This is a genomic window from Corynebacterium sp. 21KM1197 (genome assembly GCF_033783015.1).
Lineage (GTDB): Bacteria > Actinomycetota > Actinomycetes > Mycobacteriales > Mycobacteriaceae > Corynebacterium.
Genome location: NZ_CP123907.1, coordinates 387,135 through 408,558, shown reverse-complemented (window position 1 = coordinate 408,558; position 21,424 = coordinate 387,135). Strand labels below are relative to the sequence as shown.

Here is a 21,424-nt window from a genome sequence, read left to right as displayed (position 1 = left end):
AGCCCTCTCTTTACTTTTGATACCGCTTCTGGGTACGGCGCCGCTGCCGCCACAACAGCGGCAGCACCACCAGGAGGTAGGACACCCACCCCACCACCTGCACCACCGTGGGCGCGAGATTCACGTTGAACATGGCTTCCGCCAGCACGAACCACCACGCGCCAGGGTGCACACCGGGGATATGCCCATCGAAATAACCGGAGAGGTCATAGGCGCTCACGCCCCAGCCCGGGATCACCCCGGCCTCCTGGAGATCGCCCAGGCCATAGGACACAATGCCCGCCGCCACGAGGACCAGGAGATAGCCGGTGACGGTGAAGAATCTGCCCAGGTTAATCCGCGCGGTGCCGCGATAGATCAACCAACCGATCACCACCGCCACCGCGAGCCCGGAGACCACGCCCAGCGTGGGCTGCCACAACCCGCCATCGGCCGTGGCGCGCACCGTGGCCCACACGAATACCGCCGTTTCCAGCCCCTCGCGGCCCACGCTCAGCGCGGCGAGCCACACGAGCGCCCAGGCCGAGGAGTTCTCCACGGCGGTGGCCGTCTGGGCGCGCAAATCCGCGCTGAGGTGCCCCGCGTGCTGCGACATCCACAGGATCATCCAGGTAATCATGGCCGCGGCCACCAGAGATAAAACCCCGCCCACGATCTCCTGGGCCTGGAACGTGAGCGTGTACGGCCCCCACGTCATCGCCGCTCCCGCCACCAGGGGCACCACGGCGGCCAGGCCCACCCCCAGCCACAGGTGCGGCAGCATGTCCCGGCGGTTCATCTTCACCAGGCTCGCCACCAGGATTCCCACGATGAGGCAGGCCTCCACCCCCTCGCGCAGGGCGATCAAAAAATTGGCAAGAAACACGATCCCATTCCGCCCCTTCCAGGCCCAGGTAACGGACCCCAGATGACCAGGTGACGAGGGGGAACGACATTCCCTCTCCACCCCGAAAATTAGCCTTGGCTTGCCTGAAGGGTCAATGGGATAACCCCACTATTCACCCCCGAGTGAGTTATTTTTCACAGCCGCGCAATAATCCCGGCGGGCAACCCCTCCACCCGCCGGGGACGCGCTATCTCCTTAGAAGTACGACCAGAACTCCACCAGGATCGCCACCCCGATCACCGCGATCCACGCCGCCGCGATGAGGAACTTCCAGCGGTCCCACGCGCGGATCGCCGCCGAGCCCGCGCCCTGCCCGGAATCGCCATAGGTGCGCAGGTTAAAGGCCGTGACGTACACGAAGAGCACGATTACCACCGCCCACACCCCCATGCAGTAGGGACACAGGGCATTAATCACGTACACCGCCTGGAAAAACAGCCAGTGCACAAATACCAGGGCAAAGGTCATTCCCGCCTGGGCACCAAACCAAAACCACCCGGCAAAACGCCCCCCGGCCGCCACCGCCGCCCCGATGAGGGCCACCATGCCAAAGCCCACCAGGCCGATCAGGGGGTTGGGAATCCCAAAGGCCGCCGCCTGCACCGAGCGCATGACGTTGCCGCAGGACACCACCGCGCTGAGATCGCAGGTGGTGGTGTAGGAGGGATCCTCCGCCAACTTCATCTTTTCCACCATGATGATCCCGGACAGCACGATGCCGATGATCCCGCCCAGGACAAACAACCACCCCCACCCCACCGAGGGGGCCGCACCCCGGTTCTCCTCTGCCGTGGTGCTTGCCTGCGCGTCCACCATTTTCCCGTCCCTTAATGTACTTCCGGCCGTGCGCAGCGCGTGCGCTTTTCATCCCCTCCCATACTAGGCTCCCCTCATGCCCCGGCCCGAAGTTGCCACGATATGATCCTGGCCTCAGAGTCCGGGTCCTCCGCTACCGCGGTGGTGCGATCCACGTGCACAAAGAGGTACTCCCCGGCGATCTGCTCCACCAGGCCACCGCCCCATTCCGCCACCACCACGGCCTCCGCCAAGGCGGAGTCCAGATCCAGCGAGTCCAGGGCGCCCACCGGATCGGCGGCGTTCTCTCCCCCCTCTCCCAGGAGGCGATAGGCGTCCACGTGAATGAGCGTGGGGCCGCCTTCCGGGTGGCGGTGTTCCCTGGCGATGATGAACGTCGGGGAGGTCACCCGGCCGCGCACTCCCATGCCCCGCGCGATCCCCTGGGTCAGCGCGGTCTTGCCCGCGCCCAGGGGGCCGTCGAGAAGCACCACGTCCCCGGCCTCCAGCGCTGCGCCTAACTCCGCGCCAAGGCCCTGGGTATCCTCCAAGAACTCGCACCGCCGCGAGCCCTGCTGGGGAAAACTCTCCCTCATTCCGCCGTCTCCTCCACGTATTGCCTGCGGGTGCGTCGCCGGGGGGCGCACACCACCTCGTAATTGATCGTGCCGCTGCGCTGCGCCAACTCCGTGGCGCTCATGCCGCCCTGGCCAAAGAGAATCGCCTCATCGCCCGGAGCGATTCCCCGTGGGTTCTCCCCCAGCCACACCAGACACTGATCCATGCACACGCGCCCCACCTGCGGGTATCGGTGCCCCCTGATGGTCACCTCCAGATGGCCCTGCGCCGCGCGCGGCAATCCGTCCGCGTATCCGGCAGGTATCACCGCCAAGAAGCCATCGCTCGGCGCGCTCCACGTCAGGCCATAGGAGGTAGCCTCACCCGCGCGCACCGGCTTGACCAGCAGCACGCTAGCCTGCCAGGTCATCGCGGGCATGAGCCCGTGCTCCCGGCCCGGCACCGGCTCCAGGCCGTAGAGGGCCACCCCCACGCGCACCATCTCATGGTGCAGATCCGGACGGGTGAGCGCACCGGGGGAATTGCACAGGTGATTAACGGGCACCTCCAGGCCGCGTTCCCGAGCGCAGGCGATGGCGCGGCCAAACTGCGCGGCCTGCGCGTCCGTGGCCGGGTTATCCGGCTCATCGGCGCAGGAGAGGTGACTCATCAAACCCGTGACGCGCACGGCGGGGCAGGCCGCCAGCAAATCAAAAACCTCCGCCCAATCCCGGGGGTCCACGCCGCTGCGGTGCATACCCGTTTCCACCTTGACCGTGACCTCGCACGGGGGCATCGCGGCCCCCCGCCGTGGGAGAGCCTGGGCAACGTGAATGAGCGCCCTCGCATGCACCGGGGAGGTCACCGCCAGGCGCACGCCTTGGCGCAAAGGCTCTGCGATGTCCTGCTCCGGCGACCACAGCCACGCCGTGATCGGGGCAACAATTCCCTGCTCGCGCAGGTGCAACGCCTCGTCCAGGGTGGCCACGCCGAGTTCCCTCGCGCCGTGGCGCAGCGCGGTGCGCGCCACCTCCACGGCTCCGTGGTTATAACCATCGGCCTTGACCACGGCCATGAGCCGGGCGGGGGCCACCCGGCGCGCCATCTCGCGGGTGTTATGCGCAATGGCCCCCAGATCAATGCGGGCGGTGAGCAGGTCCATGAAGCCCCATTGTGCCACCTCGTACCGCACGGGCTCGGCTGCGCGGGGGCTTATCGACGCCCCACCCGCCTTCACCTCGCCTCCACCCAGCCGATCCTTTCCCCGGCCACTCCTTTCCCAGCCGCGCGCCCACTCCCCGCCTGCCTCAACTCCGCGTATTACTCCACGGTCACGGACTTGGCGAGGTTACGCGGCTTATCAATGTCCTCGTTACCGCACTCCTGGGCGATATAGGCCGCCAGGAATTGCAGGGGAACCGTGGCCAGCAGCGGCTGCATGAGGGTGGAGGCCTCCGGCAGGCGAATGAGCCAGTTGGCAAAGGGCTCCACGGCGGTATCGCCCTCCTCCGCGATCACGATGGTCTTGGCCCCGCGCGCGCGAATCTCCTGGATATTGGACACCACCTTGGAGTGCAGCAACTTCACGCCTCGGGGGCTGGGCACCACGACCACCACCGGAAGATCGTCCTCGATCAGGGCAATGGGACCGTGCTTGAGTTCGCCCGCCGGGAAGCCCTCGGCGTGAATATAGGCCAGCTCCTTGAGCTTGAGCGCGCCCTCCAACGCCACCGGGAAGCCCACACCGCGCCCGAGGAAGAGCATCGTGGGAATGGCCCCCAGCGTGCTGGCGATGCTGCGGCACTGTTCCGCAGCGGGCAGCAGGGTTTCCACCTTGGCCGGGATCGACTCCAAAGCCTCCCAGATCTCCTTGATCTCATCCGGGTACTTGGTGCCTTTGGCTTGCGCCAGCGCCAGGCCCACGATGTAATTGGCCGCCACCTGCGCCAGGAAGGCCTTGGTGGAGGCCACGCCGATCTCCGGGCCGGCGTGGGTGTACAGCACGGCGTCCGACTCGCGCGGAATCTGCGAGCCATTGGTGTTGCACACCGCCAGCACCTTGGCCCCCTGGGCCTTGGCATAGCGCACCGCCTCCAGGGTGTCCGCCGTCTCCCCGGACTGGGAGACGGCCACCACCAGCGTGCGCGCGCCGAGCACCGGATCGCGGTAACGGAACTCGCTGGCCACCTCGATCTGCACCGGGATACGCACCCAGTGCTCGATGGCGTACTTGGCCAGCAGGCCGGAGTGATAGGCGGAGCCGCAGGCTACCACAAAGATCTGATCCACGGCGCGCAGATCCTCATCGGAGAGATTCTGCTCATCGAGCACGATGCGCCCGTCCCGGAAGTGCCCGGCCAGGGTATCGCGCACGGCGGCGGGCTGCTCGTGAATCTCCTTCATCATGAAGGAGCTATAACCGCCCTTTTCCGCAGCCTCCAAATCCCAATCAATGGTAAAAGGACGCCCCTGAGCCTGTGAACCATCAAAGTTCAAAATCTCATAATCGTCCTTGGTAATCACCACCACGTTATCCTGATTGAGTTCCACCGCATTCTTGGTGTACTCGATAAAGGCCGCCACATCGGAGCCCAGGAACATCTCCCCCTCGCCCACGCCCACGATCAGCGGGGTGGAGCGACGAGCGGCAATAATCTGATCCGGGTGATCCGCATGCAGCACCAGCAGGGTAAACGCACCCTCCAGGCGGCGCAGCACCTTCAGTGCGCTGGCACGAATATCGCCCGCCGTATCGCCCTCGTTATAGGCCAGGGCGATGAGGTGCGCGGCGGTCTCCGAATCCGTTTCCGAGGCCATCTCAATTCCCCGCGCCTCAATCTCCTGGCGCAGCGGGGCAAAGTTCTCAATAATCCCGTTGTGGACAATAGCCACCTTGCCGTCATAAGAAAGGTGCGGGTGCGCGTTTTCGTCCGTGGGGCGACCGTGCGTGGCCCACCGAGTGTGCCCGATGGCCGTGGTGCCCGCCATGCTGGACTCACCGATCTCCGCGATCTTATCTTCGAGGTTGGCCAGCTTCCCGGCGCGCTTGGCAAAGTTCAGCTCGCCGGAATCCACCACGGCGATACCCGCCGAATCATAACCCCGATATTCCATGCGGCGCAGCGCATCGAGGGCCACACCCAGGCCCTGGCGGTTACCGACGTATCCTACAATTCCACACATAGCCGCCAGGATAGTGTACGGATCAACCAGGCACCATAACCCCCCGTTTGCGCAGTTCATCGCCCGCTTATCGACGCCGCCCCTCCCGCACGCAGCAGGATTCGCCACGGGATTCCCCGGCCTTTATGCTCGCTGGCCGACGGAGGAAACACAACGGCGCTGTCCTATTTACTATCCTGTAGGCGTGTCTGAGAATCTGAACAAGCACCTCTCCAAGCTTTCCAAGCGCGGCCCCCACCGCGTCCTGGTGGGCGACCTCGCTTATGCCGGACTGCCCGGCAAGGTGTACACCCCCGCCGAGGGCAATGGCATTCCCGCCGTGGCCTTTGGCCACGACTGGTTTACCGGCATCAAGGCATACCGCGTCACCCTGCGCCACCTGGCCAGTTGGGGCATCGCCGTGGCGGCCCCGGATACCCAGACCGGCTTTAATCCCGACCATCGCAGCCTCGCCGCCGACCTCAACACCTGCATGCAGATCCTCGCCGGGGTGAAGCTGGGGCATGGAAATGTCACCGTCTCCCCGGGGAAACTCGGCCTCGTGGGGCACGGCATGGGAGCCGGTGCCGCGATCCTCGCCTCCGCCAACGAGGACAAGGTTCGCGCCCTCGCCTGCGCCTACCCCGCCGTTACCTCCCCCTCCTCGGAGGAAGCGGCCCGCGCGGTGGCGGCCCCCGGGCTTGTTCTGGCCTCGGGACGCGATAGCCTCCTGGAATCCGGGAATCCCGCGCGAGTGGCGCACAATTGGAAAGGCGAAGTGGCCTACCGAGAATTAGAAAACGGCACCCAACACGGGTTCAGCGAGGACACCATGCGCAAGCTCCTCGTGGGAGCCAGCGGCCCTCAGCATTCCGCCAAGGAAACCGCGCGCGGGCTTATCACCGGGTTTCTACTCCACCAATTGGCCGGGGAAAAGAAATACTCCGGGTTCTCCGAGCCGGACGCCACGGCAAAAAAGGTATTGTCCTTTACCCCGGAAGAGATCGAGGACAAGGCCAACGTGCACCGCAAGGTATCTCTCCCGCTGTAGCGGGCTTTAGGCTTTCCCGAGGCCGCCTCGCCGGAATCCTCACGCTTATCAGTTTCTCTTTAACACCCCCTGCACCGGCCCACGGGGAGGCCGGTGCTCCGGTACCCTCCGATGACCTGCCCCTTCCGTTTGCTCTAGGGATGACAGGGTGGTCGGCGGTATAGCCGTCACACCGGGTGCCGCAGGCCGCGTCTCCCACGCTCCCCAAGTCTCACTCTGCGCTGCGGGCCGTGTCGATCCACCGTGCGGCGTTTCCGGTTTCTTTTCTGCGGCCTTTTCTAGATCGCGGCGGCTTTGTTCCAGAGCCACCTCGAACTCCAACATTCTCTTCGCCGCGCGTTCCCTAAATCGCCGGGCAAACTCCTCAAACTCCATTTACCACGCACCTGCCTTTCTCGCACCGCTTGGTTGTGTCTCTTCCGGCTGCTCTGATTGTTCCGGTGCAGATTCCTGCTGGGCGGCGGCCTCCTCCATTTCCTTTGACTCACCCGTAGTTGATGTTTCTCTGCTGTCCGTGCTCACCGTGTGGTCCGTGCCTTCCCCGCTAGCAGCGGGCGGCACGGCCGCAGCCTCATTCATGTGCGCTAACTTCTCCGCCGGTGGCTCCGGCTCCGGTACTCGGGCCAAGTCCTCCACTGGTGGTTCGGGTAGTGCGGGTTCGGGTAGGGGCTCATTGGTGAGCGTCTCCGCTGGGGGTTGAGGCGCTGTCTCCGGGCATTCTGGTGGCTCCGGTGGCTCCGATGGTTCAGGCGGCGGACATTCCTGGGTCGGTTGTTCAGCGCTCACGGGCTCTTGTACGGGGCATTCCTCCACTTTTGCTGCCCTCGCTGGTTCCGTGGGCACCGGCTCCGGGGCAGGTGTTTCCGCTTCTGGGGGCGGGCACGGCTGGGCCTCCTGCTGTGGTTGTTCGCATGTGCTCTCGCACACGGGCTTCTCCCCTAATTTCACACCCGTCTCCGTAGACCCCACCTCCTCTGTCAGGGACTCCAAGAAAGCACCGGCGGCCTCGGTCACGCCTGCGCTCACCTGCTGGGCCAACCCCAGCCCCTGCTTCACCGCCTCTAGGCCCGCCGCCGTGGCCTGCGCCGCGATCGTCTGCACCGGGGAGCACTCATCGGTGATGGGTGAGCTCGCCACAGGTGCCTTATGGGGCGCTGGGAGATCCGCGCACGACGTCTCCGGCGGAGCCTCCCCTTGAGGTGTGAGGGACGTATCCGCGCTCGCCACTGGCCCCACCGCGCCGCCCCTCCCGGATTCACACGGCTGGGAGGACGGTTTTTGCGGGGTGGGTGACTCCGCCCCTCCCGTGGGCACCTGCTGCGCGGCGGGCCGTTCCGCTGCGCGCCCCGCTTCCGAGGCCGGTGCCTCCTGGGGAGCACACTGCGCGGTCGTGGCCACAGTGGGTACTCCCGCGACCGGGGCTTTCGCAGTCGGCTGAGAAACCGACGGCGCAGAGGGCGCTGCGGTGGTTCCCGGTTGCTCGCCTTGCGGTGGGGCGGGAGCCTCCGACGGTCCTTGCCCGGGCGCACTGGGGGAAACCTGGGTGGCTCGCGCGGCACGGGTAGTCTCCGAGGCGCAGGACGAGTCCATCACGGCCGCGGGTACCCGTGGCTGATCCCCCTCACACATGGACACGGCCCGCCTTTCCAATTCTGCCACGCACCCGCGCACCGCCTGATCCCGTTCCTGACACAGTTGCGTCACGGATTGCGCCGCCTGATCCACCAGGGCGGCGGCTGAACCTAAAGAGGATTGAAACGCCGCCTCATGCTCCGGGCTTGCCTGTGGATCAAGACACCGGAGATGGGCGCTCAAGGCCGCCACGCTCTGCGAGAGCGCGGAGAGAATCTCCATCACGGCGGTATCGGAGGTACGGGCTATATCATCAAGAGCCTCCGTGGCCTGCCCGGTTTGGGTGCCTAACTCCTTGGCGTCATCGCGGTTCCGCCACCACCCCCGTATTCCCTCCGCCACGGTGTCTCCGATGAGGCCAAAGGCAAGGTGTTTGAGCAATTGCAGCAGGCCACCGAGCCAAACCTTACTCAACCCAGCGGTATCCGTGGAGCCCAAGGCGCGCTTCATGTGATGAGCAATCTCCTGGGTGTCTAAGCCCTCGATACCATCTACCGCCTGAGCCAGGTCTGCCGTTGGAACCGTCGGCCCCGCGTAGCGCCCTCTCGCGGCCTCTCGGAGTTCGGCCACGGCGTCGTCGTAATGCTGAACGCTCGTCATCCCCATCGCTCCATATCCCGCGCGTGCTCCCGATCCGTGTCCTCCACGCGGTCAATATCGCGCAATACGTCGCGCAATAACGCAGAAAGGCGCTGCATTCTTGTTATCTCCTCCGCGTGCATGCTCCGGTACACCTCGGAAAGCCGCACCGCCTGTTCGCGGAATGCCTGGCCCACGGCGTGCGTCGGCAAGGCTGGCGGTGCCGCGCCGTGCGCGCCTATCCGCTCTTCTAATTCCTCAAGCCCCCGCTTGACCATGGCGCGAATGGCTTGCGGGGCGATAGAGATGTCCTCCACGCTGATCCCCCTCATGCTGATCCAAATCAAAGAAAACGATGCTCTTTCTCTTTGACTCGGATCACCACCCCGCCGGTTCCCCCGAACCCCAAAAAGATTGCCGCTTATACTGCGGCCACCACCGCGGCGAGCTTTCCAGCCACCTTGCGGGCCTGCTCCTCTTCCGCGGCCTCCACCATCACGCGGAATAACTCCTCCGTCCCCGAGGGCCGCAGCAACACCCGGCCCGTCTCCCCCAGCTCCGCCTCCGCTTCCTCGATAGCCGCGATCACCTGATCATTCTGGGCGATCACGCTCTTATTGGAAACGGGCACGTTGATGAGCACCTGGGGCAGAACCGTCATCACGGAGGCCAGATCCGCCAGGGATTCACCCTTTTCCGCCATGCGCGCCATGAGGCTGAGTCCCGTCAAAACCCCATCGCCGGTGGTGCCATATTCGGGGATAATGATGTGTCCCGATTGCTCACCGCCCAGGCTAAAGCCCGAGGCGTTAATCTCCTCCAGTACGTAGCGATCCCCCACCTTGGTGGGTACCACGGTGATCCCTTGCTCCTCCATCGCCAGGCGAAGCCCCAGGTTGCTCATCACGGTGGCCACGAGGGTGTTCTTCTTCAACTCGTTGTTATCCCGCATGGCCACCGCCAGAATCGCCATGATCTGATCCCCATCGACCACCCGCCCCTGCGCGTCCACCGCCAGGCAGCGATCCGCGTCGCCGTCGTGTGCCAATCCCAGGTCGGCACCGTGTTCCAGCACCGCGCGCTGGGTCTGCTCGATGTGCGTAGAACCGCAGTTATCGTTGATGTTATAGGCGTTCGGCTCATTATGAATAGCAATGACCTCGGCACCGGCGCGCCGATAAGCCTCCGGGGCGATCTCTGCGGCCGCACCGTTAGCGGCGTCCACCACCACTCGCAGCCCCGTGAGATCGGCCTTCACCGCCTCCTTGAGATGAGCCAGATAGCGCTCGTGGGCGTCCGTGGCCTCCTCGATCACGCGCCCCACGCCGTGCCCCGTGGGTCCCTCCTCCTTCAATTGAGCCATCACGGCCTCAATCTCATCCTCCACGGTATCCGGAAGTTTGCGCCCACCGGCGGAGAAAAACTTGATGCCATTATCCGGCATGGGATTGTGCGAGGCGGAGATCATCACGCCCATATCCGCACCATAATCATCGGTCAGGAAAGCCACGGCGGGCGTGGGCAGCACCCCCACGCGCAGCACATCGACGCCTCTCGACGCCATGCCCGCCGCCAGCGCCGCCGCCAGCATCTCCCCCGATACCCTCGGATCACGGCCCACGATAGCGAGCGGGCGACGCTTGGAGGATTGCTTCTCAGCCGTGAGCACCTGCGCTGCCGCCGCCCCCAACCTCAATGCCAGGGAGGCCGTCAAAGCCTCGTTTGCCAAGCCGCGCACACCATCAGTGCCAAAAAGTCGAGTCATGCGCTCCATTATGCCCGCCTAGGCCCCGCCACCGGGGAGGCGCCCCACAACGGCAAACGCCGCTCCTGGAAAACCAGGAGCGGCGCAGGCGCGCAATAAAAGATTTAGCGCTTGGAGTACTGCGGGGCACGACGTGCCTTGTGCAGACCGGCCTTCTTGCGCTCGACGGCACGAGCGTCACGGGTGAGGAAGCCAGCCTTCTTCAGCGCCGCGCGATCCGCCGGAGCGTAGGCGTTAAGCGCACGGGCAATGGCCAGGCGGAAAGCACCGGCCTGGCCGGTGGGGCCACCACCCTTCAGGTTTGCCTGAATGTCGAACTGGCCTTCACGATCCAGAAGCACCAGCGGGGACTTCACGGTCTGCTGGTGAATCTTGTTCGGGAAGTAGTCCTCCAGCGTGCGGCCATTGCACACGAACTCGCCGGAGCCCGGAACCAGGCGCACGCGCACGATGGCACGCTTACGGCGGCCCACGGTCTGAATGGGACCCTCGACGCCAGCCTGCTCCACCTCGACCTCAACCTCGGTCTCAGAAACCAGGTGGTCACCGATGGTGTTGGTGAACTCCTCGGTGGCGGCCGCAGCGGCAGCCAAGTCCTCGGCGTCTGCGACGTTGTTCTCGATGTTGTTGTTCGGCTCGGTCACTGTGCCACCACCTTGATCTCGTAGTTCTCCGGCTTCTGGCCAGCGTGCGGGTGCTCAGCGCCAGCGTAAACATGCAGCTTCTTGATGGAAGCGTTGGACAACTTGTTGTGCGGCATCATGCCCCGGATGGACTCCTCCACGGTGCGTGCCGGGTGATCGGCAAGCGCGCGGCCCAGGGTCATGGTCTTGAGGCCACCGGGGTAGCCCGAGTGACGGTAGCGCATTTCACGCTCGCGCTTGTTGGAGCTGACAGCAACCTTGTCAGCGTTGATGATGATGACGTGATCGCCACAATCAACGTTGGGGGCGAACTGGGGCTTACCCTTTCCGCGCAGCAGGTTTGCAGCGTGGGTGGCAAGACGACCCAGAACCACGTCAGTGGCGTCGATGACATACCACTTGCGGGTGATGTCACCGCTCTTCGGGTGATAAGTAGACACTTAAGTGACTCCTTGGAGGTCTTATCTACAGGACTGCCGGCCAACAAGCGCGTCCCACGGCGATCGCGGCGGCCGGTGGAGACCCGGGATCGGCCATACATACGTGTGACACACAGGCGTTTAACTTTACGCCGTTCCACCCACAAAGCAAAAACCACGGTGATAGAAGCGCTGCCCCATCGCGCCCGTGTCCATCCTGCGATGACACGCACCCCCATCACCGTGATCTGCGCCTCAGCGGCTCAGTGCCCTAACGACGTGCTATCCCCACGAGGCCGCTGCGGCGCGATTGACATCCGCCATGCGGTCATTGCCCTGGGTAACCGTGCGTGAAATGGTGTCAAGGATCTGATTCAAATCCTCAGCGGAGCGATCCCATTTTTCCTGCGCGGCCTGATACGCCGTTGCGGAATCACCTTCCCACGCCGCCACCATCGGTTGCAGCAGCGCCTTGAGTTCGCCCAGCAACCCATTGATTCTGCCCGAGGTGGCGTGAATATCACCGGCGGCAGCCTCAATGGCCCCGAACGAATACTTAATGTGATCCATCGTTAAACCCCCTTTTTTCTTTATTCTTCCTGGTCTGACCCCACCCCGCTACAGGGCAAGACCCGATCCGCCCACGGCGCTAAAGGCCTGGGCATTCTGCGCTTCCATGTCCTCAAAGTGATGGGCATTGGACCGAATATTCTCACTGATAGATCCCAGCGCCTCACGCAACTCCCGGGCCGAGGTGTTCCACCTCTCCATGAGGTTGTCAAAACTCACCTGTGCGTTACCCGCCCAGGAGCCTCGTACCCCGTCCACCACGCCCTGCAATCTGGTCAATTCCGATTGCACCTGGCTATTGGTATCGTCCACGCGGCCTGCGGTGGCGACCATGACGTCAGCTTCCGTTCTGAACATTCCTGACATCTCTCCCCCTTCTTGAAAAGATCGGCAACAAATAGTCCTAGAGCGGAAAGTCCCACCGTGGTGGAACCTTCCACTTATCTTTGACTGCTCCCGCGCTCCATCGGTTCCCTCGCGGATAAAAGTTTGTTGCCGCCACCGTCGCTAAGCACCCCGAGGACCGACTACCACCCGCGCCTACAGCACCCCCGTGGACTCCTCCACAATGCGACACGCAGCCCGCTGCACCACGGTAGAGGCTTCCCGGGTATGGCACCCCACGCTTACGTGGTGCCCCGCCTCCACCCACGTCACCCACTCCACCACCGAGCCATCACCCGGTTCCTCCCGGTATCGCACCTTTTCCTTTTCTCCCTGGGGAGGCGCACCCGGTTCCACCCCGCTCAACGTGGGATCGTGTTCCACCGTTTCCATTACCTCCCGCAACACCGCTTCCGCCGGCACCCCGAACACCGGATCGGCGGACACCCTTATCCTCAGTGCCTCATCCTCACCCCGGAAAACCACATCCTCCCCCTCCATATCTCCCCGGAAACCGGCAGTGGTGGAGGCCCGCACCCGTCCGATTTCGTGCACCACGATGGGTGGCGAGGAAGACGCTGGCCCTTGCGGGCTTGCCGCCGCCCCCTCAGACTCCTCCGCCGCTACGGGCACGGGACTCCCCACGATCCCCTGCGCCTTGGGCTCTGTGCCCAGAGTCGTGCTCCTCCCCATCGTCCACCACGATAACCCCACCACGGCAGCGATAATCCCCACCATCGCCAGGTGTATCCAGGTAAAACGTCGCCACAGCGGCTCATCACCCCCGCGCGTATGCTTCCCGGTTCTCCCTTTCATCAAGGCAAGGGCGTCCCGCCCACTGGCCGACGATCCATTAACCGGCGATGTCCGCGACGGCAGAGAGGGGTAAAGAATCTCCGTGGGCTCAGGGCGCTCCGCGTACCCAGCGTCCCCTGAGTCCCCAACGTCCCCCGGTTCGACCACTGGTTCCCCCTCCCGCACCCCCAACCCCACTTCCTGCACGGCTTCCGGTAATGCAGTCGGTAACCCGGCCCGTAACGCCGCCTGCACCGCCTCCACCGCCAGGCCCGCCTCCTCCCGTCCCGGCGCGTCCGGGGCGTCCGGGGCGAGTTCCATGGTTACCCGCACCTCCACCGGCTCCCCATCCTCGGGCAACACCGCCTGGGCTTGTTCCACCACCGCGGTCAAGGCCCACGGTTCGGTAAGCACCGGCGGCACCAGGTCATAGCGGTACACGGTATCCGCGCCCTCAAAGACGGTGGCTTCCTCCAGAATCGTGATAACCAAACTGCTCACATCTCCCCCTCGTCCCCGTGCCTCTCCACGCAGGCCACCTGCATTGTTATTGGCTCGGCCCCTTGCTCTAGCCATCTCCCCCGCCCGGGAGGCTGCGCCACTGGCTTCATCCCGCAGATAGCGCCTTCTTCCTTATCCGCGTCCAAGAGGAGCACGGTGGGAATCTGATCCCGCAGCGCGGCAAGGAAGGGCTGGTACAGCGCCCTATTGATGCCCCCGGATTTATGCGCCACCACCAGGTGCAGACCCACATCACGCGCATGGGGTATCAGGGGCATGATCTCCGCCAAAGCGGCGGAGTCCACCAAGTACGCATCATCAATCACCACGTAGATCTCCGGGCCCTCCCACCAGCTTCGCTTTCGCAATTGCTCCGCGCTTACCTCCGGGCCGGGTATGCGCTTCTGAAGCGTCACGGCGGTATTGCGCAATGCCTCCACCGTGGCCGAGGAGGAAGCGCTATAGGCGGCGAGCATGTGCTCGGGCACCGCTCCAAGATGAGCGCGACGATGATCCACGAGCACGATCCTCGCCCGCTGGGGTTCCAGCCGAGCAATCCCCTCCAGCGCAGTGCGCACCAGGGTGGATTTTCCCGATCCATGCGCGCCTATGCACAGCATATGATCGTTATTCCAGCGAATAGGGGCCATGTGTATTCCACCGATCCCCACGGCTAATGGCCCCTCATCGCGGGGCAATTCCGCGGCGGGGAGGAAACCAGGAAGCACCTTCAACTCAGGAACCGGAGTTTGCTCGGCAGAAATGGTGGTGATGTGCGCTATGTCCTGTGCCGAGCACATGCACCACAGCATGGGTTCTCCCTCGGCGGTAATTCCTCGCCCCGGGCGCGGCGGTATCTTCTGCTGCGCCTTTCTATCAATGAGGGAATCCATCGCCTCGCCCAGTTGCAGTTCCAGGCGGTGATCAATGAGATCACGGATCACCGGCCGCAGGACCGTCCACCGCTGCGTGGAAATCATCACGTGTACTCCGGCGGCCGCACCATCGGCCACGATGCGCGCCACCCGATCTACTTCTTCCTCGCAATCCGTAACCAAGGCGTGCCAGCCGTCAATGACCAAAAAGGTATGCCGACCATCACCGGGCAGGCCCGCCTCCACCAAGGCCATCACCTCGTCGAATACGCGGTGTACTTTTCCGAGGTCTTTCTTATGCGCCACCCCGGCCACGTGCGGCAGCCGCTCCAATACTCCTTGGCTCTCCCCGCCCATGTCCACCACATAAAACCGCACCTGATCGGTGGTGTGCGTGGCCGCCAGGGAGGCCACAATGCTGCGTAAGGCCGTGGATTTCCCGGAGCGTGGCCCGCCGCAGAGGGCCACGTGACCACCGCCCACGGTGAAGTCCAAAACCAAGGGATCCTGCCGCTGGTAATACGGGCGATCAATAATGCCCACGGCGGCACGCAAGCGCCCCATCGGCTCCACCACTCCCGCGAGTTCCACCATCTCCGGCAACGGTGGCAGCCATAATGTCCGGGCTTTCTGCCCGCGTTCCTGCGCCGCACACTGCGCGCTCTCAGCCACGGCTTCGAGCACCGTGCGGGATTCCTCCTCCTCGACCACCCTTACTTCCTTTTCCACATCGGACCAGCCGCGGTATAGGCACGCCTGACGCGGAGAGCCCTCCACTTCCCTCCGGCTCACCAACGGACCGGATACGTAGGCCGCCCGGAAGCCCACCACGTCCTCCGCCCCGGCCTTCACAAAGCCCATTCCCGGCACCGAGGGGAGTTCGTGGGCGTCCGGTACCCCGAGGACCTGCCGCGACTCGGCGGCGGAAAAGGTGCGCAAGCCAATGCGGTAGGAAAGGTGCGAGTCCAGCCCCCGCAGCCGCCCCTCTTCCAAGCGTTGGCTGGCCAAGAGCAAGTGCACGTGGAGGGAACGCCCCAGCCTGCCCACCGCCACAAAGAGATCGGCAAAATCCGGATGCTGGCCCAATAGCTCCGAAAACTCATCGACCACCACGAGCAGTGCGGGCATGGGTTCTAAGTCCGTTCTGCTGGCTTCCCGTGCCGCCTCATATTCTCGAACGTTGGCAAAGTTCCCGGCGGCGCGGAGTACTTCCTGCCTGCGATTCATTTCGCCCGCTATGGCATCGTGCATTCTTTCCACCAGGGTGGCCTCTTGCTCTAGGTTTGTGATCACCGCCGAGGTATGCGGAAGATGATCCAACCCCAGAAATGTGGCTCCACCCTTAAAATCCACCAACACCAAGGTGAGTTCTTCCGGGCTGTGCGTGGCCGCCAGCGCCACCACCAGGGTGCGCAATAATTCCGATTTCCCCGATCCTGTGGCCCCAATGCATAAGCCATGCGGCCCCATGCCCCCATGCGCGGATTCCTTCAGATCCAACCACACCGGCAGGCCCGTTACCGTGCTCACCCCAATGGGCACTTTGAGCCTAGAGTCCGCGCTGCTCTCGCGTCCGGGCCATAATCTCGCCGGAGCAATGTCTGCGCTTCCGCTCATTCCTAATAGCGGCAGGAGGTCATTATTCTGCGTTAATTCCACGCCACCACGGGGAATATCCGGGCGATAATAGGGAGCCATGCGCCGAGCCAGGGCCACGGCCTGCACCATCGTCATATAATCCGGGCTCCCCAATTTCTCCTTTCCACCGGCCGTATGCACCCACAATTCCCCGTCTAGGTCGAGGGCCAAGCCCTCTTCCTCGGCGCGGCGTCGAATAGCACTGGTGCCCTCGGGCGAGATGTCTATGACCGTATCCGCCTCAGGCGCCTCTCCTTCCGCTTCCACCACGGCAATGCTATAAGCGGCCCGTTCTGGATTCCTCGTATGTGGTAACCATTTCAGCCATTCCCATTCCGCTCCGCGATAATCCACCACAATTCCTATTGCTTCCGGGCCTTGTTGAAAAACCAGGCTGCACAATATGGCGCGCACGCAATCTGCGGCTCTCGCTCCCGCCACGGAGATATAGGTAAAGGCCCGAAGTTGCACCACCACGGGGCTACTACCCACCGTATTGGCCGCCTGCACGGTATGCCGCAACGATGTGGCGCACACCGGATCAAGATCCTCCGCGGCTCCCGGATCGCTCACCTCAATGGGGGTACACAATGCGGCAATCCCTAAACCCACGCGCACTTCCAGATAATCCTCATCGTGGATTCCCCGCTCCCACATGCGCTCGCCGCCCACTAAAGCCCATGCGTCGGCCGGATTCGGATAGCGGTGCACCTCGTGTTCCCGCTGCGCCTGCGCGTTGGATAAAGCGGTGGCACGTAATTGACCCAGATGGCGCAAATATGTGCGGCGGGTTTCATCCGCGTCATTGCCATTCTGGGGTGAAAACATCATGAGAAAACCCATCGCGGCCATGAGCGGCATGACCAGCATCATGGGATTGACCGTTCCGGCGGAAAGGAACATCACGGTCACCATCGCCGCCATCGCGGCCACCATCACCACGGGCATGAGCAGCCGCACGAGCGGCGGCGTCGAGGGCTTATGCGCGGGAGGCACCGGCATCGCTTTGAGCGTCCCCTCCGGCCTGGGCGGTGCGGGAACCCGCTGGGACGCGGAACGATACTCCACGCAAAGCGACGTTGCCGCAGGTACAACGCGGGATACAGGTTCTGCCATGACGTCCCCCTTGTGTGTCATGCTCTCTGGCCACAACCCCCTGCTGTGGACATATTCCACAGAATAGACCATGATGGAGAAAAATGATCGGGGTGCCTCACCCGGGGGTGAGCGCATACGTACTCGGGGGAGTTGATTCCATCATGGCCACTAGCCATATGCTCAGGCTTCGCATCCGTCTCCACGCTGGTTCCTACCACCGCGAGGCGGACATCGCCCTACCTGCACATTCTTCGCTCGCGGAGTTCCTCGATGAGCTCCTCGCGCTCTGTGCCGCGCCGCTGCTCACCCGCCCGTGGCAGGCCCTTACGGCAGGCGGGCGGACTATCGACGCCACCGTGCCTCTCTCCCACACGGGCCTCCGCGACGGCGATTCCCTGCTTTTAAGCCCGCAGCAGGAACTCCCTCCTCCCGTGCTTCTCGACGCCACCGAGGCCCTCACCGAGGAAACCTCCCGCGCGGCGCGCCCGGTGCCCCCGCTCTCCCTTGCCCACGCCGCGGCGACCGTTTCCCTCCTCGCTCTGGTCATGGTGCTCTCCCCGTGGCTTCCCCTCTGGGGCGCGTTTCTTCCCTCCACCGTGGCCGCCGTGATCCTCACTCTGTGGGCACAGCCCCTGCCCGGCGTAATCGCCGCTGGCACGGCCTGCGCCGGCGCCTCGGGTTTCCTGTGGATATACGGTGGGCAGCCTTATCAATGGCCCGCTTATGCCCTGTTCGTCGGGATTCTCTCCGCCGCCGCTGCCCTGACCGCCTGCGGCTTCGCCGCGCGCGGCCTGCCCACCCGGATCATCGCCGCCGCCAGCGTCGCCTGCTTCCTCGGACTTGCCGCCGTGGCGGCATGGTTTGGCCTCAAGAATCTTTCCGGCACGGCGGCCCTGACCCTGCTCCTGAGTTTTCTTCTCATCCTTTTCTCCCCGCGCCTCTCCACCGCCTGCGCGAGTCTCACCCCACCCAGGCTCCCCTCGGCCGGGCAGGATCTGGGGCTTTCCGACGCTCCCCCATCGTCCCCCGAACGCATGCAGCGCCACGCCCGGCGCGCTCGCCTCGTCTACGAGGGGATTCACCTCGGCACCGCCCTCGTCGCGTGCCCCTGCCTCCTCATCATCGGACTCACCACCCGTCATTCCCCCACCGGTGTGGGGTTTAGCGCCGCCGTCGCACTCGGCTTTGCCGTGGTTTTCACGCTCCACGGCCTGCGCCACCCCCACCCGATCGTTCTGTGGTCACACATCGGCTGCGCGCTCAGTGCTCTCGGTGCCCTCGGTACCCTCGCCACCGTGGGTATCGTGGCGGAAAATCGCCTGATTATCACGCTGCTCATCGGTTTTCTTTGCTGCGCCTGCATCGGTATGCCGTGGTGGCTGCCCCGGGTACCGGCCCCCGATCCCACTCATCTCCTGTGGTGGGAGCGCCTAGAGTCCCTCACCATCGCCGCCCTCTTTCCGCTGTGCCTCCATCTCGCGGGAGTCTTTGCCTTCATCCGGGGGCTGAGCCTGTGATGCGCATCATTCGGTTCCTCCTCGTTTCCCTTCTTTCCTGGCCTTTCCTCACCTTCGCCGCCTTCGCCGTCACGGATGTACCCGCGCGGGCCGAGGAACGCTGCGCCGCCGGAATACCCCTCGATGGTGAGGTTCCACCAGCCGCCATACCGCGATCGCCGCTCGCCTCCGGGGAGGGGATAACCGTGGCGATCATCGACACCGGCGTGGCCCCGCACCCGCAACTGCGCCACCTCATCGCCGGTTCCGACCTCGTCTCACCGGAGGAACCCGATTCTCTGCGCGATTGCGATGCCCACGGCACCATCGTGGCGGGGATTATTGCCGCCGCGGATCGCGGCGTGGCCCCCAATAGCCGTATTCTCAGTATTCGCCAGACCAGCGCCGCCACCACGCACACCGATGAGGTCTCCCGCGCCCGGGGTAGCCTCGCCTCCCTGGCTCAGGCCATTGATGAGGCGGTGGATCGGGGCGCCCGTGTCATTAATATCTCCGTGGTGGCCTGCCTGGCTCCCGAGCGAGCCCGCCACCTGGATACCCGCGTCCTCGATTCCGCCCTGGATCGCGCGGAGCGGCAGGGTGCCGTGGTAGTCGCGGCGGCGGGGAATCGCTCCAACCAATGCGAGGATTCCTCCGTGGTCTATCCTGCCCACTCCCCCACCGTGATCTCCGTGGGCGCGCTCGATGATCCCCACTCCCTCGCTGATTACTCCCTGTCCGGTGGGGCGAATCTGCTTTCCGCCCCGGGAGGCCTGGCGGCGGGCCTAGACCCGCGCGGCCCGGGGTGGATCAGCGCGGTGGGCTCTCCCGATTCCTCGGGTTTTATCTCCTCCCCACAGACCCTCATCGGCACGAGTTTCGCCGCCCCCGTGGTGTCCGGGATCATCGCGCTGCTCCTGGAGCGTCACCCGGATTATTCTCCCGCCCGCGTCCGCGCCCACCTGTTCTCCGTTGCTCAGCCGCCGCACGGAAGCATCACCGCCCACGAGGTGTTATCGGCCAGCCTGCCCCCGGCACTGCCACAGCGCTCGGTGCCCGAACTCTCTCGCCCGGTTCCTCCCGATCTCCGGGCGCAGTCGCACGCCCGCTCCTTTGCGCTATCCCTTGGGGGTATCACCCTGTGCGGTGTATTCCTCTGGGGTTTTGCCGCGAGGTACGGGAAGCGGAATGAAGCCGGGTAACGCCCCAAAAGCAGAACTATCGCGTTCCCCGCAGGGCCTCTTCCTCGCTCAGCGGGGTTCCCTCGGGCAGCAGAGAAAGCACCGGCCACCACCCCGGAATCGGCTCGGGCAGCCCCAGTATCCCGATGGTCCCGTAATCCGGGAGTCGATGCCGCACCCCATGCGCGGTCACCACGTGATACCCCGCTCCCGCATCCACGGCAATCGCCCCGCGCAGGTCAGCGGAAAATGTCTCCGCCACCGCCAGGCGATCCTCCACCTCCCCGCGCTCCCCTCCGCTATTCCACGTAGGATTCGGCAGCTTCACCTGCGTACGCGCCTCATCGGCGTGGCCCACCGTACCCACAGTGCCCTCCGGCCCCATCACGCATAAATCCGTGGTGGCGGGGTCGATGAGGCGCACCGCGTGCTCCGGTAAGCGCAGGGTGTTGGGGGCCTCCGGCCTCGCGGCAGCCTGGGCGTGGGAAACGTTCCGGTGGGGCGCCCCCATATCGGTAAGCATGTCCGCCTGCGTCTCGGTCAGGGCATGAATTCCCTCGGGGCGGGAAAGCCACGCCTCGTCTCCGGTGCTCCATACCTCGGGAAGGGGCGTGGGGAAGGAAAAGGCCTCTTGTTCGGCTATCGCCGTCACCAAGGCAGCCGGTGGGCTCCACACCGGGGCCGTGGCCCTTACCCCCAGCCTGCGGCGCAATATCACGCCCTCCGGGGTTTCGGCGGGCGGCAATGCCGCCCGGCCCCGCGCCGTCACCAGGTAATCCACCGGAGCAGTTCCCGAGGTATCGCGCAGCAATACGGCCTCATCGTGCGCTAACGCGCGGGGCGTTCCCCCTAACTCGACGCTCACCGTCCCCCGTCTCGCGCAGGCCGTCCAGGTGCGTTCCCCCTCGGGAGGCGGGGCATCCGCGATGAAACCGGGGGCGTCGTTCACCCCCACGGGCCTGCCGTGTATAAGAACGCCTAGTTCCTCATCGCTGATGTCCGCAGGCTCCTCGGCTTTGCCCAGCACGAGGCGGGCGGAGGCCAGGTTGGGCACCGGGTGTACCTCACCCGCCACGCGCACGTACAGTGCCCCCCTGGTGGCTCGCAGCAGCGCGGCGTCCTCGCTGGGGCTGGGTTTGGGATCGAGCACGGCAAGCATGCCCGCTCCCATGAGCAGCAAGACCGTGAGCACGGTGCCAAAGGTGGCGGCCCGGTGGCGCTTGGCCAGCGGGTCGTGGATCATGCGGGTATCTCCCAGCACGAGCCCGTGGTGCATTCTGCGCAGCAGAAAACGATGGCCGGAAACCTGCGCCTGCGTGGTGGACGCGAGCATGGTGCGTTGATGTGGCATACCCCGATAGCCTTCCCCCGAAAGATGTATCCCTATCTGGTTGT

18 protein-coding genes are annotated in these 21,424 nt (G+C 64.6%); 3 read left to right on the top strand and 15 right to left on the bottom strand.

Annotation, left to right across the window (positions count from 1 at the left end; translation table 11 throughout):
* Nucleotides 1–10 precede the first annotated feature (10 nt).
* From efeU to glmS, 5 genes are all read right to left on the bottom strand, one after another.
* Nucleotides 11–865, bottom strand: coding sequence for an iron uptake transporter permease EfeU (gene efeU / locus OLW90_RS02035; protein ID WP_319650837.1), 855 nt, complete (start codon nucleotides 863–865; stop codon nucleotides 11–13).
* A gap of 216 nt (nucleotides 866–1,081) precedes the next feature.
* On the bottom strand, nucleotides 1,082–1,702 hold the full coding sequence (locus OLW90_RS02030; protein ID WP_319650835.1) for a vitamin K epoxide reductase family protein: 621 nt from the start codon (nucleotides 1,700–1,702) through the stop codon (nucleotides 1,082–1,084).
* 74 nt (nucleotides 1,703–1,776) lie between these two features.
* Nucleotides 1,777–2,277, bottom strand: coding sequence for a tRNA (adenosine(37)-N6)-threonylcarbamoyltransferase complex ATPase subunit type 1 TsaE (tsaE, locus tag OLW90_RS02025; RefSeq protein WP_319650834.1), 501 nt, complete (start codon nucleotides 2,275–2,277; stop codon nucleotides 1,777–1,779).
* Nucleotides 2,274–3,401, bottom strand: coding sequence for an alanine racemase (alr, locus tag OLW90_RS02020; protein ID WP_319651805.1), 1,128 nt, complete (start codon nucleotides 3,399–3,401; stop codon nucleotides 2,274–2,276). The genes tsaE and alr overlap by 4 nt, the downstream gene beginning before the upstream one ends.
* 158 nt (nucleotides 3,402–3,559) lie before the next feature.
* Nucleotides 3,560–5,422 carry a glutamine--fructose-6-phosphate transaminase (isomerizing) gene (gene glmS / locus OLW90_RS02015; RefSeq protein ID WP_319650829.1) on the bottom strand — a complete coding sequence of 621 codons (1,863 nt, stop codon included), beginning with the start codon at nucleotides 5,420–5,422 and terminating at the stop codon, nucleotides 3,560–3,562.
* A 184-nt stretch (nucleotides 5,423–5,606) separates the two neighbouring features.
* Here glmS and OLW90_RS02010 point away from each other — a divergent pair, with 184 nt between their 5' ends.
* Nucleotides 5,607–6,452, top strand: a complete 846-nt coding sequence (locus tag OLW90_RS02010) for a dienelactone hydrolase family protein (protein ID WP_319650827.1) — start codon at nucleotides 5,607–5,609, stop codon at nucleotides 6,450–6,452.
* A gap of 375 nt (nucleotides 6,453–6,827) precedes the next feature.
* Here the strand turns inward: OLW90_RS02010 and OLW90_RS02005 are convergent, their stop codons facing one another.
* From OLW90_RS02005 to eccCa, 9 genes are all read right to left on the bottom strand, one after another.
* Complete coding sequence (locus tag OLW90_RS02005; protein WP_319650824.1) at nucleotides 6,828–8,684, bottom strand: hypothetical protein; 1,857 nt, start codon at nucleotides 8,682–8,684, stop codon at nucleotides 6,828–6,830.
* The gene (locus OLW90_RS02000) at nucleotides 8,681–8,995 is read right to left on the bottom strand and encodes a hypothetical protein (RefSeq protein ID WP_319650821.1); all 315 of its coding nucleotides are present in this window, start codon (nucleotides 8,993–8,995) and stop codon (nucleotides 8,681–8,683) included. Before OLW90_RS02000 ends, OLW90_RS02005 begins: the two co-directional genes overlap by 4 nt.
* An 89-nt stretch (nucleotides 8,996–9,084) precedes the next feature.
* Nucleotides 9,085–10,428, bottom strand: coding sequence for a phosphoglucosamine mutase (gene glmM / locus OLW90_RS01995; RefSeq protein ID WP_319650816.1), 1,344 nt, complete (start codon nucleotides 10,426–10,428; stop codon nucleotides 9,085–9,087).
* A gap of 104 nt (nucleotides 10,429–10,532) precedes the next feature.
* Nucleotides 10,533–11,072 (bottom strand): 30S ribosomal protein S9, encoded by a 540-nt coding sequence (rpsI, locus tag OLW90_RS01990; protein WP_319650814.1) that lies wholly within the window; start codon nucleotides 11,070–11,072, stop codon nucleotides 10,533–10,535.
* Nucleotides 11,069–11,512 (bottom strand): 50S ribosomal protein L13, encoded by a 444-nt coding sequence (gene rplM, locus OLW90_RS01985; RefSeq protein WP_319650812.1) that lies wholly within the window; start codon nucleotides 11,510–11,512, stop codon nucleotides 11,069–11,071. Before rplM ends, rpsI begins: the two co-directional genes overlap by 4 nt.
* Nucleotides 11,513–11,773: 261 nt before the next feature.
* Nucleotides 11,774–12,061, bottom strand: a complete 288-nt coding sequence (locus OLW90_RS01980; protein ID WP_319650811.1) for a WXG100 family type VII secretion target — start codon at nucleotides 12,059–12,061, stop codon at nucleotides 11,774–11,776.
* Between the two features lie 48 nt (nucleotides 12,062–12,109).
* Nucleotides 12,110–12,427, bottom strand: a complete 318-nt coding sequence (locus tag OLW90_RS01975) for a WXG100 family type VII secretion target (RefSeq protein ID WP_319650808.1) — start codon at nucleotides 12,425–12,427, stop codon at nucleotides 12,110–12,112.
* 174 nt (nucleotides 12,428–12,601) lie between these two features.
* A complete protein-coding gene (locus OLW90_RS01970) occupies nucleotides 12,602–13,741 on the bottom strand; it encodes a type VII secretion-associated protein (RefSeq protein ID WP_319650803.1) in 1,140 nt (379 codons plus the stop codon).
* Nucleotides 13,738–17,256, bottom strand: coding sequence for a type VII secretion protein EccCa (eccCa, locus tag OLW90_RS01965; RefSeq protein ID WP_319650799.1), 3,519 nt, complete (start codon nucleotides 17,254–17,256; stop codon nucleotides 13,738–13,740). The genes OLW90_RS01970 and eccCa overlap by 4 nt, the downstream gene beginning before the upstream one ends.
* Before the next feature lie 257 nt (nucleotides 17,257–17,513).
* Here eccCa and eccD point away from each other — a divergent pair, with 257 nt between their 5' ends.
* Together eccD and OLW90_RS01955 are read left to right on the top strand one after the other, a co-directional pair.
* Nucleotides 17,514–18,869, top strand: a complete 1,356-nt coding sequence (gene eccD, locus OLW90_RS01960) for a type VII secretion integral membrane protein EccD (protein WP_319650793.1) — start codon at nucleotides 17,514–17,516, stop codon at nucleotides 18,867–18,869.
* Nucleotides 18,869–20,050, top strand: coding sequence for a S8 family serine peptidase (locus OLW90_RS01955; RefSeq protein WP_319650792.1), 1,182 nt, complete (start codon nucleotides 18,869–18,871; stop codon nucleotides 20,048–20,050). Before eccD ends, OLW90_RS01955 begins: the two co-directional genes overlap by 1 nt.
* Before the next feature lie 16 nt (nucleotides 20,051–20,066).
* Here OLW90_RS01955 and eccB read toward each other — a convergent pair whose 3' ends face one another.
* Nucleotides 20,067–21,380, bottom strand: coding sequence for a type VII secretion protein EccB (gene eccB, locus OLW90_RS01950; protein WP_319650791.1), 1,314 nt, complete (start codon nucleotides 21,378–21,380; stop codon nucleotides 20,067–20,069).
* Nucleotides 21,381–21,424: the final 44 nt, after the last annotated feature.